This is a genomic window from Pseudomonas sp. KUIN-1, from assembly GCF_009176725.1.
Taxonomy (GTDB): domain Bacteria; phylum Pseudomonadota; class Gammaproteobacteria; order Pseudomonadales; family Pseudomonadaceae; genus Aquipseudomonas; species Aquipseudomonas fragariae.
Window position 1 is genome coordinate 3,949,415 of sequence record NZ_AP020337.1, and the last position, 14,562, is coordinate 3,963,976.

Genomic DNA, 14,562 nt, shown 5'->3' on the forward strand with positions numbered 1-14,562 from the left:
TCAGGTGCGCAGGAACCCGGCAATCTCTCTCGCGGAGTCAGCCAGGCATTGCTCGTGGCTGATGCCCGCGACCTTCAATGGTTTGAGGTCATGATTGGCAGTCGGCAACCAGTGCAGCCGGATGGCACTCGACAATGCATAGCCTTCCACCGCTTCGCGATTACCCAGCGCGTCGCGTTCGCCCTGCACGATCAGCGTGGGTGTCTTCAGTTCGGCCAGATGAGCCACGCGTGGTTTTTCAGGCTTGCCCACGGCGTAGAACGGATACCCCAGACACACCAGCGCATCGACCTCAAGCTCATCGGCGATCAGGCTGGCCATCCGCCCGCCCATCGATTTGCCGCCGACCGCCAGACGTCCGGAGATGTGAGCACGCGCGCAGGCGAACACTTCTCTCCAGCATTCCAGCAGTTGCGCCTGTGGATTGGGTGGACGCTTGCTGCCGCCCTGACGCCGCTGCGCCATATAGGGAAACTCGAAGCGCAGGACGCTGATACCTTGCGCCGCCAGATCAGCCGCCATGCGGTTCATGAAGTCGCTGTCCATCGGTGCGCCTGCACCGTGCGCCAGCAGCAAAGTCGGCGCTTCCAGCGCATCCGCAGGCCGAGCGGGCGTCCATAGCCAGCCTCTGTCACTGATCAGGTGCAGCCATTGATTCGTACCGATAACAGGCTTCAAGCCGTTGCTCATGGTTGCCTCATTCAGGTGAGTCGCCGAGTGGCCCGCTACTATAGCGGCGAACAGGGTTGCGAATCCTGCACGAATCGCGAGCGCGAGGCGCATCGGCATGCCTCGTCCCGTCGGACAGCCACCATTCAGGTCTGCCCGAGTACTCTGTCAAGGTGCAAAAGGTAAAGTACCGAGGCGATGAGCGCCCCAAACCTGACACCCCGGGCGGTTTCATTGACGGCACTGGCCTCGCACAACTGCAACAACACCGCTGAGTCGGTCACCAGAGTCATATGCCTGCTCAGGCCAATTTGCGGGGCAATGACAGGTGTCACTACCGACTGAATAGACGTGACGGTCTTTGCGCGAGTCCTGATCAACTCTTCTGTACGCGAAGGTCGCCACCGCTGTGTTCCAGTCCAGCGGCGCTGCGTGAACTCCGCACCCTGCAACGGGGTGCGGAATACCCACTCACACATAGCGCTGCCCTCTGCGCCTTGCTACGACTTCCCACACCCCTGTTTCAAAGCTAAACTCGCGAAACGCGTCTGCCGCAACCCTTTGACACTCTTTGATGTGCCTGTCTGTTCCTGCCCCTGCCTTTTCGGTGTGCTTCGATGCCATTTCCAGCGCTGCATCGCCCTGGCCCGATTACGTCTGCGGTAACCCTCTGAATCGTGGAAGTCTGCAATGAGCACAACAATCAGTCCGACAACCTACAACTACACCGTGGTGCGTCAGTTTGCCATCATGACCGTGGTCTGGGGTGTGGTCGGCATGAGCCTGGGCGTGTTCATTGCTTCGCAGCTGGTCTGGCCAGGGCTGAACCTGGAACTTGAATGGACCACCTTCGGGCGCCTGCGCCCGCTGCACACCAATCTGGTGATCTTCGCTTTCGGCGGCTGCGCGCTGTTCGCCACCTCCTATTACGTGGTGCAACGCACTTGCCAGACACGGCTGATTTCCGATGGTCTGGCGGCCTTCACCTTCTGGGGCTGGCAAGCCGTGATCGTCGGCGCCATCGTCACGCTGCCGATGGGCTACACCACCACCAAGGAATATGCCGAGCTCGAATGGCCGGTGGCGATTCTGCTGGCCATTGTCTGGGCCGCCTACGCTGCGGTGTTTTTCGGCACCATCGTCAAACGCCGGACCCGGCATATCTATGTCGCCAACTGGTTCTACGGCGCGTTCATCGTGGTGACCGGCATGCTGCACATCGTCAACCATATCTCGTTGCCGGTCAGCCTGTTCAAGTCCTATTCGGCGTATGCCGGCGCCACCGACGCCATGATCCAGTGGTGGTACGGACACAATGCCGTCGGTTTTTTCCTGACCACCGGTTTTCTCGGCATGATGTATTACTTCGTGCCCAAGCAGGCCGAGCGCCCGGTCTACTCCTATCGTTTGTCCATCGTGCACTTCTGGGCATTGATCACCCTGTATATCTGGGCCGGTCCTCACCATCTGCACTACACCGCCCTGCCAGACTGGGCGCAGTCGCTGGGCATGGTGATGTCGATCATTCTGCTGGTGCCCAGCTGGGGCGGGATGATCAACGGCATGATGACGCTGTCAGGCGCGTGGCATAAGTTGCGGACCGATTCGGTACTGCGTTTTCTGGTGGTCTCGCTGGCGTTCTATGGCATGTCGACGTTCGAAGGTCCGATGATGGCAATCAAGACCGTCAACTCGCTTTCGCACTACACGGACTGGACCATCGGCCATGTCCACGCCGGGGCACTGGGCTGGGTCGCGATGATTACCATCGGGTCGGTCTACCACATGATTCCGAAACTCTATGCCCGCCCGCATATGTATAGCGTCAGCCTGATCAACACGCACTTCTGGCTCGCGACCGTCGGCACCGTGCTGTACATCACCTCGATGTGGGTCAATGGCATCACCCAGGGCCTGATGTGGCGCGCAGTGAACGACGACGGCACGCTGACCTACTCCTTCATCGAAACCATGCAGGCCAGCCACCTGGGCTATATCGTGCGGGCCATCGGCGGCGCGATTTTCACCAGCGGCATGCTGCTGATGGCCTACAACGTGGTGCGTACGATACGTGCCTCGGACCCGCAGGCAGCCGAATCAGCCACCCGTATCGCCGTCGCGGGAGCGCATTGATGAAGCATGATGCGCTGGAAAAAAACATCGGTCTGCTGGCCGTCTTCATGGTGATTGCCGTGAGCATCGGCGGGCTGACGCAGATCGTCCCGCTGTTCTTTCAGGACGTCACCAACCAGCCTGTCGAGGGCATGAAGCCGCGCAGCGCGCTTGAGGTGGAAGGCCGTGATGTGTTCATCGCCAACGGCTGCGTCGGTTGCCACTCGCAGATGATCCGCCCGTTGCGCGCCGAAACCGAGCGCTACGGGCATTACTCGGTGGCAGGCGAAAGCGTCTGGGACCACCCCTTCCTGTGGGGCTCCAAACGCACCGGGCCGGACCTGGCAAGGATCGGCGGTCGCTACTCGGACGAGTGGCACCGGGTACACCTGAACAACCCGCGCGACCTGGTTCCGACCTCGATCATGCCGGCCTACCCGTTTCTGGCCGAGAAGACCATCGACAGCACGCAGACTGCGAAAAAGCTGCAGGTGCTGCGCACCCTTGGCACCCCGTACACCGACGCGGATATCGCCGGTGCAGCGGCTGCGGTGCAGGGCAAGACCGAAATGGACGCGCTGGTGGCCTATCTGCAAGGCCTTGGCACGCTCATCAAGAGCAAACGGTGATCATGATGGACATCGGAATGATTCGAGGCCTGGGTACACTGGTCGTGATGGTGGCGTTCATCGGCCTGATGCTGTGGGTGTTCAGCCCTGCCCGCAAGGCAGACTTCGACGACGCGACCCTGCTGCCTTTCGCGGATGACCCCGAGGCCATCGGCAAGGTCGAAACTGCCAGGGCTGAACGGGAAGGCCGGTCATGAGTACGTTCTGGAGCCTGTACATCGCGGTCCTGACCCTGGGCACCATCATCGCCATGCTCTGGCTGCTGCTGTCCACACGCAAAGGTCAGCCCGACGAACCGACAGATGAAACCGTCGGCCATACGTTCGACGGTATCGAGGAATACGACAACCCGCTGCCCAGATGGTGGTTCTATCTGTTCCTGGCGACCATCGTCTTTGCACTGGGCTATCTGCTCCTGTACCCGGGGCTGGGCAACTGGCAGGGGTTGCTGCCCGGTTATGAATACCGGGACCAGGACAGCAAGACGCAATTCTCCGACGGCCAGCAAGGCTGGACCAGTGTCCATGAATGGGAGCGGGAAGTCGCAAACGCCGAGGCCCGTTACGGGCCGCTGTTTGCCAGGTACGCGGCCATGCCCGTCGAGGAAGTGGCCAAAGACCCCCAGGCGTTGAAAATCGGTGCACGTCTGTTCGCGTCCAACTGCTCGGTCTGCCACGGCTCTGACGCGAAAGGCGCCTATGGCTTTCCCAACCTGACCGATGCCGACTGGCGCTGGGGCGGCGATGCCCAGTCGATCAAGACCTCCATTCTTGCAGGCCGTATGGGCGTGATGCCGGCCCTGGGCGGCGTGCTCGGCGAACAGGGTGTTCGCGATGTGGCGGCCTACGTGCTGACGCAGCTGGACGCGCGCGCACTACCGGAGGATGCCAAGGCTGACCCGGTGGCCGGACAGAAGACCTTCGCCAGCCTGTGCGTGGCCTGTCATGGTCCAGAGGGCAAGGGAATGCCGATTCTCGGCGCACCGGATCTGACCCACCCCAATGCGTTTATTTACGGTTCCAGCTACGCTCAGTTGCAGCAGACCATACGTGATGGCCGCCAGGGCCAGATGCCTGCTCAGCAAGCACTGCAAGGCAATGACCGGGTTCACATTCTGGCTGCCTATGTTTACAGCCTGTCCCGCCAGGAGCAGCCTGCTGAATCCAGATGACAGGGCTCCGCTCAGTCCATGGTTGTTGCAGTCTGAAACAACAAATTCTTTGTAGTTACATCTCTACATGACTAGACTCGCTCACGACCACAATACGCTGTCTACTCATTCCGGAAGTCGCGCACATGCCCACTACCCTCTCCAGCCGTGAATTCAATCAGGACACCAGCGGGGCCAAGAAGGCGGCTAATGAAGGCCCGGTGTTCATTACCGACCGCGGCCGCCCGGCCCATGTGCTGCTTTGCATCGAGGATTACCTGAAGCTGACCGGCAGTGCCGCAAGCATCGCCGACATGCTGATAATGCCCACTGACATCGATATCGAGTTCGAGCCTCAGCGCGCCGTGATCACGCCCCGACAGGTTGATCTGTCCTGATGTTCCTGCTCGACACCAACGTGGTTTCAGAGCTCAGAAAGCGCACTGCAGACGCCAATGTGCTGCGCTGGTCGCGAACACAAATGGCCTCCAGCCTGTTCATCTCGTCCATCACGATTCTTGAACTCGAAACAGGTATCCTGCGCATCGAACGCCGCGACCCGACACAAGGCGCAGTATTGCGAATGTGGCTCGACCAGCATGTATTGAAGGCATTCGCCGGGCGTATCCTGACAGTCGACACCCAGGTCGCAAGGCGCTGCGCGCAATTGCACGTTCCCGACCCGCGCAGCGAATGCGATGCGCTGATCGCCGCCACTGCGCTGGTACATGGCATGACCGTGGTCACACGCAACACAATGGACTTTCAGTCGTGCGGGGTCGCGCTGCTCAATCCCTGGGTCAGCCAGTTGAATGAAGAAGCGGCCGTTTATTCACGTGCAGCACGTTGAACGCGGATGTGAACCTGCCTGACCTGTATCGGCCGGGGTCAGGCTACCGCCACTGGACTCATCGATGACCAAGCAGATTCCAGTACACGACATCACCCCGGCATCCGAAACAGGCGGCGAATTCACCGACCTCTATGCTTCGCGCGAGAAGATCCAGACCCGCGCGTTCAAAGGCCTGTTTCGAAACGTGCGGATGCTCGGCGGCGCCCTGTTGCTGCTCATCTTTTTCGGCACGGTCTGGCTGAATCGCAGCGGGCATCAGGCGGTCTGGTGGAACCTGCCGGAACGCAAGTTCTACATCTTCGGTGCAACGTTCTGGCCGCAGGATTTCATCCTCTTGTCCGGCATTCTGATCGTTGCAGCGTTCGGGCTGTTCTTCATCACCGTCTATGCCGGGCGGGTCTGGTGTGGCTATACCTGCCCGCAGAGTGTCTGGACCTGGATCTTCATGTGGTGCGAGAAAGTGACTGAAGGCGACCGCAACCAGCGCATCAGGCTCGACCACGCCTCGATGAGTGCCGGCAAACTGCTGCGCAAGTTCGCCAAACACAGCCTGTGGCTGCTGATCGGGTTTGCCACCGGTATGACCTTCGTGGGGTATTTCTCACCCATCCGCGCGCTGTGCGTGGATCTGTTCACGGGCCAGGCGGATGGCTGGGCCTATTTCTGGGTCGGTTTCTTTACCTTGGCCACTTACCTTAATGCCGGCTGGCTGCGCGAGCAGGTATGCATTTACATGTGTCCCTATGCGCGGTTCCAGAGCGTGATGTTCGACAAGGACACGCTGATCATCTCCTACGACCAGAATCGTGGCGAAGCCCGAGGTCCGCGCAAGAAGGAGGCCGATCCTCAGGCACTGGGGCTGGGTGACTGCATCGACTGCACGATGTGCGTGCAGGTCTGCCCGACCGGCATCGACATTCGTGACGGCCTGCAGGTGGAGTGCATCAGCTGCGCGGCGTGCGTCGATGCCTGCGATACGGTCATGGACAAGATGGATTACCCTCGCGGCCTGATTCGCTACACCACCGAACACAACCTGTCCGGGCAACGCACCCGCACCCTGCGCCCGCGTCTGATCGGTTATGCGCTGGTCCTGCTGCTGATGATTGCGCTGTTGACCGCGGCGTTCTGCATGCGCACGCTGGTGGGTCTGGAGGTCAGCAAGGACCGCATGCTGTTCCGGGAAAACGCCGAAGGCCGGATCGAGAACGTCTACAGCCTGAAAGTGATGAACAAGGATCAGGTTGACCACGCCTATGTGTTGCAGGCCAGCGGCCTGCCCGACCTGAAACTGCAGGGCCGTCGGAAAATCAGCGTACCGGCGGGTGAAATCGTCAGCCTGCCGGTGGAGCTGTCCAGTGCGCCGGAAAAACTGCCGTCGCACAGCAACGAGGTCACCTTTACCCTCAAGGATATCGACAGCGATGCACAGGTCGAGACCCAAAGCCGCTTCCTTGGCCCACCTATTCGTTAAGAGCCCCGTCATGCCCGCTGCGACTGCTGCAAGCCCCTGGTACCGGCACCTCTGGCCATGGATCATCATCGCCATCCTCACCGGCTCGGTGACCTTGAGCCTGTCGATGGTGTTCATCGCCGTGACCCACCCGGACCCACTGGTCACCGATAACTATTACGAGGCCGGCAAGGGCATAAATCGCTCGTTGAATCGCGAAGTGCTCGCCCAGACCCTCAAGCTGCACGCGCGCCTGCACATGGATGAGCTGACCGGCGAAGTCGAACTGCGCCTGAGCGGCAACAGCAACCCGGAGCGTCTGGAACTCAACCTGATTTCACCCACGCGCCCTGACAGTGATCGCCGGGTGTTCCTGACCCGAAGCCCGTCCGAACCAGGCCGTTACATCGGTCAGTTGCAGGACAAGGTCAACGGTCGGCGTTTTGTGGAACTGCTGGGTGTCGAAGGCGAGCAGACCTGGCGCCTGTTCGAGGAAGAACAGATTGGCACTGACGACGTGACCCTCGGTGACGAACCCCTGCAAGCCGCGCAACGCCGGAAAGACTGAACGTGGCCAGGCCCTCCTCTCCCACGCCGCTGCACTGCTACCACTGCGGTTTGCCGGTTCCGGCGGGCAGCCATTTCAACGCGGTGGTGCTCGGTGCAACCCGACAGCTGTGCTGCCCCGGTTGTCAGGCAGTGACCGAGGCCATCGTTGCCAGCGGTCTGGACAACTACTACCGCCATCGCAGTGAAACCTCGGCCAACCCGGGAAGCCTGCCCAGCCAATTGCTCGATGAACTGGCGCTCTACGATCGCCCCGACGTACAGGCGCCATTCGTGCGCCACGACGGCGACCTCTCCGAAGCCACCCTGCTTGTCGAAGGCATCAGTTGCGCGGCCTGCGGCTGGCTGATCGAGCAACGCCTGGGGCGATTACCCGGGGTGACCGAAGCGCGGCTGAACCTGTCCACTCATCGCCTGCTGGTGCGCTGGAACGCCGACCAGCTTGCCCTCAGCCAATTGCTCAACGAACTGCACGCGATTGGCTATGTCGCCCATCCATGGCAGGCCGATCGCGCTGCCGAACGCCTGGCGAGTGATAATCGCCTGGCGTTGCGACAACTGGGCGTCGCCGGCCTGCTGTGGTTCCAGGCCATGATGGCAACCATGGCCACCTGGCCGGAGTTCAATATCGACCTCAGCCCGCAGATGCACACCATCCTGCGCTGGGTGGCGCTGTTTCTGACCACGCCGATCGTCTTCTACAGTTGCGCACCGTTCTTTCGCGGTGCCTTGCGCGACCTGCGCAGCCGCCACCTGACAATGGATGTGTCGGTGTCGCTGGCAATAGGCGCGGCCTACGCCGCAGGGATCTGGACCGCTGTCACCGGCGCTGGCGAACTGTATGTCGATGCCGTCGGCATGTTTGCACTGTTCCTGTTGGCTGGCCGCTACCTGGAGCGCCGGGCCCGCGAGCGCACGGCGGCGGCCACCGCCCACTTGGTAAACGTGCTGCCCGCCTCATGCCTGCGCCTCAGCGATGACGGCCAGAGCCAGCGCATCATGCTCAGCGAGCTGCACCTGGCTGACCGGGTGCTGGTTCAGCCCGGTGCAGTGATACCGGCTGATGGCAAAATCCTCGAAGGCCGCTCCAGTGTCGACGAGTCGTTGTTGACCGGCGAATACCTGCCACAAATGCGCAGTGTAGGCGATGCGGTCACCGCAGGAACGCTGAATGTCGAAAGCCCGCTGACCATCGGCGTGACGGCGCTGGGTCACGAAACCCGCCTTTCGGCCATTGTCCGACTGCTCGAACGTGCTCAGGCAGAAAAACCCCGACTCGCGCAGATCGCCGACCGGGCGGCACAGACCTTTCTGCTGTTATCGCTGATCGCAGCTGCGCTGATCGGGGTGATCTGGTGGCAGCTGGACGCATCGCGCGCGGTCTGGATCGTGCTGGCCATGCTCGTCGCCACCTGCCCTTGCGCACTGTCGCTGGCGACGCCGACCGCCTTGACTGCGGCGACCGGCACTCTGCACAGACTCGGCCTGCTGCTGACCCGAGGTCACGTGCTCGAAGGCCTCAACCAGATCGACACGGTCATCTTCGACAAGACCGGCACCCTGACCGAAGGACGCCTGACGCTGCGCAGCATTCACCCATTGCGCGAGCTGGACGCCAATCGCTGCCTGGAGCTGGCGGCCGCCCTGGAAAACCGCTCCGAGCACCCCATCGCCCGCGCCTTCGGTCGAGCGCCGAGAGCTGCCGAGGAGGTGCTCAGCACACCGGGGATGGGTCTGCAAGGTCGTGTCGACGGGCATCTGCTGCGCATCGGCGAGGCGGCTTTCGTCTGTGCGCTGAGCGGCGCTGAAACGCCCTTGCCAACTGAAATATCCGGCCAATGGCTGTTGCTGGGCGATGCGCAGGGCCCACTCGCATGGCTGGTGCTGGACGACCGGCTGCGCGAGGATGCAGCCATCCTGTTACACGCATGCCGGGCGCGAGGCTGGAAAACGCTGCTGTTGTCCGGTGACAGCTCGCCGATGGTTGGCAGTGTCGCGCAGGCGCTGGGCATCGACGATGCGCGTGGCGGCATGCGCCCGGACGATAAGCTGGAGGTGCTGCGCCAGCTTCAGGCTCAGGGGCGCAAAGTGCTGATGATCGGTGACGGGGTGAACGACGTACCGGTCATGGCAGCAGCCGACATCAGCGTGGCGATGGGCTCGGCCACCGACCTCGCCAAAACCAGCGCTGACGCCGTGCTGCTGTGCAACCGCTTGCCGGTGCTGATCGACGCCCTGAATCTGGCCCGCCGCACGCGTAGCGTCATTATCGAAAACCTGCTCTGGGCCGGTCTGTACAATGGCCTCATGCTGCCCTTCGCGGCGCTGGGCTGGATCACTCCGGTGTGGGCGGCGATCGGCATGTCGCTCAGTTCGCTGACTGTGGTGCTCAACGCCTTGCGCCTGACCCGCCTGTCGCGTCGTGCGCCTGTCTCCCCATCTGCCCCGGAGGTTTCATGCCCGCGCTTTACATCATGATCCCTGCCGCTCTGCTGCTGGTGGGCGTGGCGATCTACGTGTTCTTCTGGGCAGTGGACAGCGGCCAGTACGACGACATGGAAGGTCCGGCACACAGCATATTGTTCGATGACACGCCGCCTGTGGAACATGTCCCGCCTGAGCCTCCCCAGTCGGGCGCGGACGAGAAACGCGATGTTTGAACTTGCTTCGATGCTGTTCTCGGCATTCATTCTCGGGCTGCTGGGCGGTGGTCACTGCCTGGGTATGTGTGGCGGCCTGATGGGTGCCCTGACGCTGGCCATCCCCAAAGAACAGCGCAGCCGCCGGTTTCGTCTGCTGCTGGCCTACAACCTGGGGCGCATTCTCAGCTACGGCGTTGCCGGCGTGTGTTCCGGACTGGTCGGCTGGGCGGTCGCGCAAAGTCCGCTGGCGACAGGCCTGCGCATCGTCGCCGCCGTGTTGCTGATCATGATGGGGTTGTACCTGGCCGGCTGGTGGAGCGGACTGACCTATATAGAGCGCCTTGGCCGAGGCCTGTGGCGTTATTTGCAACCCCTGGCCAGTCGCCTGTTGCCGGTGTCCAGTGTGCCGCGCGCCTTGTTGCTCGGCGCCCTGTGGGGCTGGCTGCCCTGCGGGCTGGTCTACAGCGCCCTGCTGTGGGCCGCCAGCCAGGGCAATCCTCTCGACAGCGCGCTGCTGATGCTGGCCTTCGGGCTGGGCACCTGGCCCGTGCTGCTGGCCACCGGCCTGGCTGCCGAACGCACCACGGCCTTGCTGCGCAAACGTGGTGTGCGCATGGCGGGAGGGCTGCTGGTGATAGTCTTCGGTATCTGGACCTTGCCAGGCCCGCATCAGCATTGGCTGATGGGGCATTGAGGCCGGTAACTCTTGCCATTTGATCCACATCAACGCCGCCCCTCGGCCTCCTGCGTATGCTCGCGACATCGCCAGCCGGACCGGGAAACGCGCGCATGCTTGACGCCATTCGTTGGGATTCAGACCTGATCCATCGCTACGATGTGGCAGGACCGCGCTACACGTCCTATCCGACAGCGGTGCAGTTTCATACCCAAGTGGGTGCCTTCGAGCTGCTGCACGCGCTACGCGAAAGCCGCAAGGCGTCACGTCCGTTGTCGCTCTACGTGCATCTGCCCTTCTGCGCGAATATTTGCTACTACTGCGCCTGCAACAAAGTCGTCACCAAGGATCGCGGACGCGCTCAGGCCTACCTGCAACGGCTCGAGCACGAGATACAAATGCTCGCCTGTCACCTGGCGCCCGGTCAGGTGGTGGAGCAACTGCACCTGGGCGGCGGTACGCCGACCTTTCTCAGCCATGCTGAACTGCGCCGCTTGATGGCGCAGTTGCGCTTGCATTTCAATCTGCTGGAAGACGACTCCGGCGACTATGGCATCGAGATCGATCCTCGCGAAGCGGACTGGTCGACGATGGGGCTGCTGCGCGAGCTGGGTTTCAACCGGGTCAGCCTGGGCGTTCAGGACCTCGACCCGACGGTGCAGCGGGCGATCAACCGCATGCAGAGCCTGGAAGAGACCCGCGCGATTGTTGAAGCAGCGCGCACGCTGCAATTTCGTTCGGTGAATATTGATCTGATCTACGGTCTGCCCGCGCAAAACCCGCAGACCTTCAGCCACACCGTGGACAAGGTCATCGATCTGCAGCCTGATCGGCTGTCGGTGTTCAACTATGCGCATCTGCCCGAGCGCTTCATGCCGCAGCGGCGCATCGACGCGGCGGATCTGCCGGATGCAGCGAGCAAACTGCTGATGCTGCAGCGCACCGTCGAACAATTGGGCAACGCCGGCTATCGCTACATCGGCATGGACCATTTCGCCCTGCCCGACGACGAGCTGGCCACCGCCCAGGAAGACCTGACCCTGCAGCGCAACTTTCAGGGCTATACCACGCATGGCCACTGCGATCTGATCGGGCTGGGGGTTTCGGCCATCAGCCAGGTCGGCGAGCTGTACAGCCAGAACAGCAGCGACCTGAGCGAATATTCAAGGCTGCTGGACAGCGATCAGCCCGCAACCAAACGCGGCCTGCTCTGCAACGATGACGACCGCATCAGGCGCGCGATCATTCAGCAGTTGATCTGCCACTTCACACTGGAGTTCGGCGAGATCGAAAAGACTTTCCGCATCGATTTCAGGGACTATTTCCGCGATGCGTGGCCGCAACTGCTTGGCATGGCCAGCGACGGGCTGATTACGCTGAGCGAGACGGGCATTGAAGTCAGACCGGCGGGCCGACTGCTGGTGCGCGCTGTGTGCATGGTCTTCGATGCCTACCTGACCCGGCAGAACAGACAGCAGTTCTCTCGGGTGATATGACCCGTTGCCAAGTGCTACATTTTGGCCAGAACCAGCATGCCCGCCTTGGTCTTGTCGCCGTCACTGGAGCCCAGGCTGTTCATGAGCGACGACAGATCGGCCGTGGAATTGCTCACCTGCGCCTGCAACGTGCTGAGCACGGTCTGTAGCGCCGCCGCCTTGGTCCTGCGCTCCTCGGGGCTCAGGCTGGGGTCATTCAGGGCCTTCTGGATCTGCTCCATGGTCTCCTCGATCCTGCGCTGAAGTTCGCGAATCGCCTTGAGGATCTTCTGCACGGAAGCCGGCAGGCCGCTCTGCTCGATATCAGCGTTTCTGGAAGACGATGACGCAGCCGCCTTGCCTTCTGCCGACAAATTGACCTGTACGCCCTTTGTCTCGCTCGCCGACGTCTCGGCAGTGCTTTGCCCGGCGCTACTGTAGGTGGTCTGCGAGGTCGCAGTGCGGATCGTAATGCTGTTGATCAACGGGAGTGTCGTTGACATGACGAGGCATCCTGGCTTGGCTGAAGGAATACGGGGTTATCGGCAGGCAACCTGAAACCTTGACGACGCCGACAGGTTTGCAGGCTGGCCCCGACAAGCCTGGGTGAGTTACCCTTACGGCTTATGTGTGATTTCCCACAAGGAATTAAGTGATGTCCGAGCCAGTCAAGTTGCGCGCTCAAACCCAGGCTCACTGCAAGGATTGCAGTCTCGCGCCGTTGTGCCTGCCCCTTTCGTTAAATACCGAAGACATGGACTGCCTTGACCAGATCGTCAAACGCGGCCGGCCACTGAAGAAAGGCGAGTTTCTGTTTCGCCAGGGTGACACCTTCGAGTCGGTCTACGCGGTGCGTTCCGGGGCGTTGAAAACCTTCAATATCAGTGACAGCGGTGAAGAACAGCTCACCGGCTTTCACCTGCCCAGCGAACTGGTAGGCATGTCCGGCATGGACGCCGAGGCTTACCCGGTCTCGGCGCAGGCACTGGAAACCACATCGGTCTGCGAAATCCCTTTCGAGCGCCTGGACGAGCTGTCCGTAAGACTGCCGCAACTGCGTCGGCAGTTGATGCGCGTCATGAGCCGTGAGATCCGTGACGATCAGCAAATGATGCTGCTGCTGTCGAAAAAGACCGCCGATGAGCGTATCGCCACGTTTCTGATCAATCTGTCTGCACGCTTTCGCGCCAGAGGCTTTTCGGCCAATCAGTTCCGCCTGAGCATGTCGCGCAATGAAATCGGTAATCACCTGGGTCTGGCAGTCGAGACGGTGTCCCGTGTATTTACCCGATTCCAGCAAAATCAGCTGATTTCTGCCGAGGGCAAAGAGATACACATCCTCGACCCCATCGAGCTGTGTGCGCTGGCTGGCGGGTCGATGCAAAGCTGAAACGTGCGATCTTTGGCGGGTCGGCTTAAACTGTCGGCCAAAACTGCCATGGAACCCCCTGATGACTTTCGATCAATCGAACTTCAAATCCCTCATCCGCCCGGTCGTGGACTTCCCCAAGCCGGGTGTGGTCTTCCGTGATATCACGCCGCTCTTCCAGTCGCCCAAGGCCACCCGTCAGGTGATTGACAGCTTCGTGCAGCGCTACATCGATGCCGAATTCAGCCACATCGGCGTGATGGACGCGCGGGGTTTTCTGATCGGTTCGGTGATCGCGTATCAGCTGAACAAGCCGCTGGTGCTGTTTCGCAAACAAGGCAAGCTGCCCGCCGATGTACTGTCCGAGGCGTATCAGACCGAATACGGCGAAGCGTATCTGGAAGTGCATGCCGACAGTCTGTGCGAAGGCGACTCGGTCGTCATGTTCGATGACCTCATCGCGACGGGAGGCACGCTGATTGCCGCCGCCAACCTGATCCGCCGTATGGGTGCCGAAGTGTATGAGGCCGCTGCGATTATCGACCTGCCGGAACTGGGCGGCTCCATGCGTCTTAACGATCTGAAGATCCCGACGTTCTGCCTGACCGAGTTTGCGCTGGACGAGCAGTAACGGCACAGGCACGAGAGTTACAGGTTTCAAACGGTCCAGCGCTCACGGCTATCGTAAATGCGCTTTTTTATCGCGATGGCACTGACGACGCAGAGTGCGACGTTAGTGACGGCTGAGTCCTGGCGCTGATCCGGGGGTAGCCTGGCAGGACGCCAGGCTAGCCGCACCGCGCCATGGATGGCGCGTTGCGGCGACCCCCGGATCAGTGACAGGGCGAAGGAACCCGACGAAGTCGGGCCGGAAACAGGAGCGAAGGACTTTGCTCACTTTGGTCCCTCAAAGTGAGTCGCCGAGGGGCGAAAAGGTGACTTGAGTCGAACCCCAATCTACCTGACA

At 61.4% G+C, this 14,562-nt stretch carries 16 protein-coding genes; 14 read left to right on the plus strand and 2 right to left on the minus strand.

What is annotated here, in order from left to right:
• On the minus strand, positions 1-690 hold the full coding sequence (locus KUIN1_RS17530; protein ID WP_024640087.1) for an alpha/beta family hydrolase: 690 nt from the start codon (positions 688-690) through the stop codon (positions 1-3).
• A gap of 669 nt (positions 691-1,359) precedes the next feature.
• Between KUIN1_RS17530 and ccoN the strand changes: the two genes are divergently transcribed.
• The 12 genes from ccoN (at position 1,360) to hemN (ending at position 12,247) form a co-directional block, all read left to right on the plus strand.
• On the plus strand, positions 1,360-2,802 hold the full coding sequence (ccoN, locus tag KUIN1_RS17540; protein ID WP_011268422.1) for a cytochrome-c oxidase, cbb3-type subunit I: 1,443 nt from the start codon (positions 1,360-1,362) through the stop codon (positions 2,800-2,802).
• Positions 2,802-3,410, plus strand: a complete 609-nt coding sequence (ccoO, locus tag KUIN1_RS17545; RefSeq protein WP_024642995.1) for a cytochrome-c oxidase, cbb3-type subunit II — start codon at positions 2,802-2,804, stop codon at positions 3,408-3,410. The genes ccoN and ccoO overlap by 1 nt, the downstream gene beginning before the upstream one ends.
• Before the next feature lie 5 nt (positions 3,411-3,415).
• Positions 3,416-3,607, plus strand: a complete 192-nt coding sequence (locus tag KUIN1_RS17550) for a CcoQ/FixQ family Cbb3-type cytochrome c oxidase assembly chaperone (RefSeq protein WP_004408120.1) — start codon at positions 3,416-3,418, stop codon at positions 3,605-3,607.
• Positions 3,604-4,581: a cytochrome-c oxidase, cbb3-type subunit III gene (gene ccoP, locus KUIN1_RS17555; protein WP_103714155.1), complete on the plus strand. Its 978-nt coding sequence runs from the start codon at positions 3,604-3,606 to the stop codon at positions 4,579-4,581. Before KUIN1_RS17550 ends, ccoP begins: the two co-directional genes overlap by 4 nt.
• Before the next feature lie 125 nt (positions 4,582-4,706).
• Positions 4,707-4,958: a type II toxin-antitoxin system prevent-host-death family antitoxin gene (locus KUIN1_RS17560; RefSeq protein ID WP_003370228.1), complete on the plus strand. Its 252-nt coding sequence runs from the start codon at positions 4,707-4,709 to the stop codon at positions 4,956-4,958.
• Positions 4,958-5,410, plus strand: a complete 453-nt coding sequence (locus KUIN1_RS17565) for a type II toxin-antitoxin system VapC family toxin (RefSeq protein WP_024640091.1) — start codon at positions 4,958-4,960, stop codon at positions 5,408-5,410. Before KUIN1_RS17560 ends, KUIN1_RS17565 begins: the two co-directional genes overlap by 1 nt.
• 64 nt (positions 5,411-5,474) lie before the next feature.
• Entirely contained in the window at positions 5,475-6,887 is a 1,413-nt protein-coding gene (ccoG, locus tag KUIN1_RS17570; RefSeq protein WP_011268426.1) for a cytochrome c oxidase accessory protein CcoG, read from the plus strand.
• A gap of 10 nt (positions 6,888-6,897) precedes the next feature.
• A complete protein-coding gene (locus KUIN1_RS17575; RefSeq protein ID WP_011268427.1) occupies positions 6,898-7,434 on the plus strand; it encodes a FixH family protein in 537 nt (178 codons plus the stop codon).
• Positions 7,435-7,436: 2 nt separating this feature from the next.
• A complete protein-coding gene (locus KUIN1_RS17580; RefSeq protein ID WP_024642992.1) occupies positions 7,437-9,911 on the plus strand; it encodes a heavy metal translocating P-type ATPase in 2,475 nt (824 codons plus the stop codon).
• Positions 9,890-10,093 carry a cbb3-type cytochrome oxidase assembly protein CcoS gene (gene ccoS / locus KUIN1_RS17585; protein WP_004408106.1) on the plus strand — a complete coding sequence of 68 codons (204 nt, stop codon included), beginning with the start codon at positions 9,890-9,892 and terminating at the stop codon, positions 10,091-10,093. Before KUIN1_RS17580 ends, ccoS begins: the two co-directional genes overlap by 22 nt.
• Positions 10,086-10,769 carry a sulfite exporter TauE/SafE family protein gene (locus tag KUIN1_RS17590; RefSeq protein WP_004408104.1) on the plus strand — a complete coding sequence of 228 codons (684 nt, stop codon included), beginning with the start codon at positions 10,086-10,088 and terminating at the stop codon, positions 10,767-10,769. Before ccoS ends, KUIN1_RS17590 begins: the two co-directional genes overlap by 8 nt.
• 95 nt (positions 10,770-10,864) lie before the next feature.
• Positions 10,865-12,247, plus strand: coding sequence for an oxygen-independent coproporphyrinogen III oxidase (gene hemN / locus KUIN1_RS17595; protein WP_096127467.1), 1,383 nt, complete (start codon positions 10,865-10,867; stop codon positions 12,245-12,247).
• A gap of 14 nt (positions 12,248-12,261) precedes the next feature.
• Here hemN and KUIN1_RS17600 read toward each other — a convergent pair whose 3' ends face one another.
• On the minus strand, positions 12,262-12,729 hold the full coding sequence (locus tag KUIN1_RS17600; RefSeq protein WP_024640094.1) for a chemotaxis protein: 468 nt from the start codon (positions 12,727-12,729) through the stop codon (positions 12,262-12,264).
• Positions 12,730-12,881: 152 nt separating this feature from the next.
• On the opposite strand from KUIN1_RS17600, the gene fnr reads away from it, so the two are divergent.
• Positions 12,882-13,616, plus strand: coding sequence for a fumarate/nitrate reduction transcriptional regulator Fnr (gene fnr / locus KUIN1_RS17605; RefSeq protein WP_004408100.1), 735 nt, complete (start codon positions 12,882-12,884; stop codon positions 13,614-13,616).
• 61 nt (positions 13,617-13,677) lie between these two features.
• On the plus strand, positions 13,678-14,226 hold the full coding sequence (locus KUIN1_RS17610) for an adenine phosphoribosyltransferase (RefSeq protein ID WP_152092141.1): 549 nt from the start codon (positions 13,678-13,680) through the stop codon (positions 14,224-14,226).
• Positions 14,227-14,562: the final 336 nt, after the last annotated feature.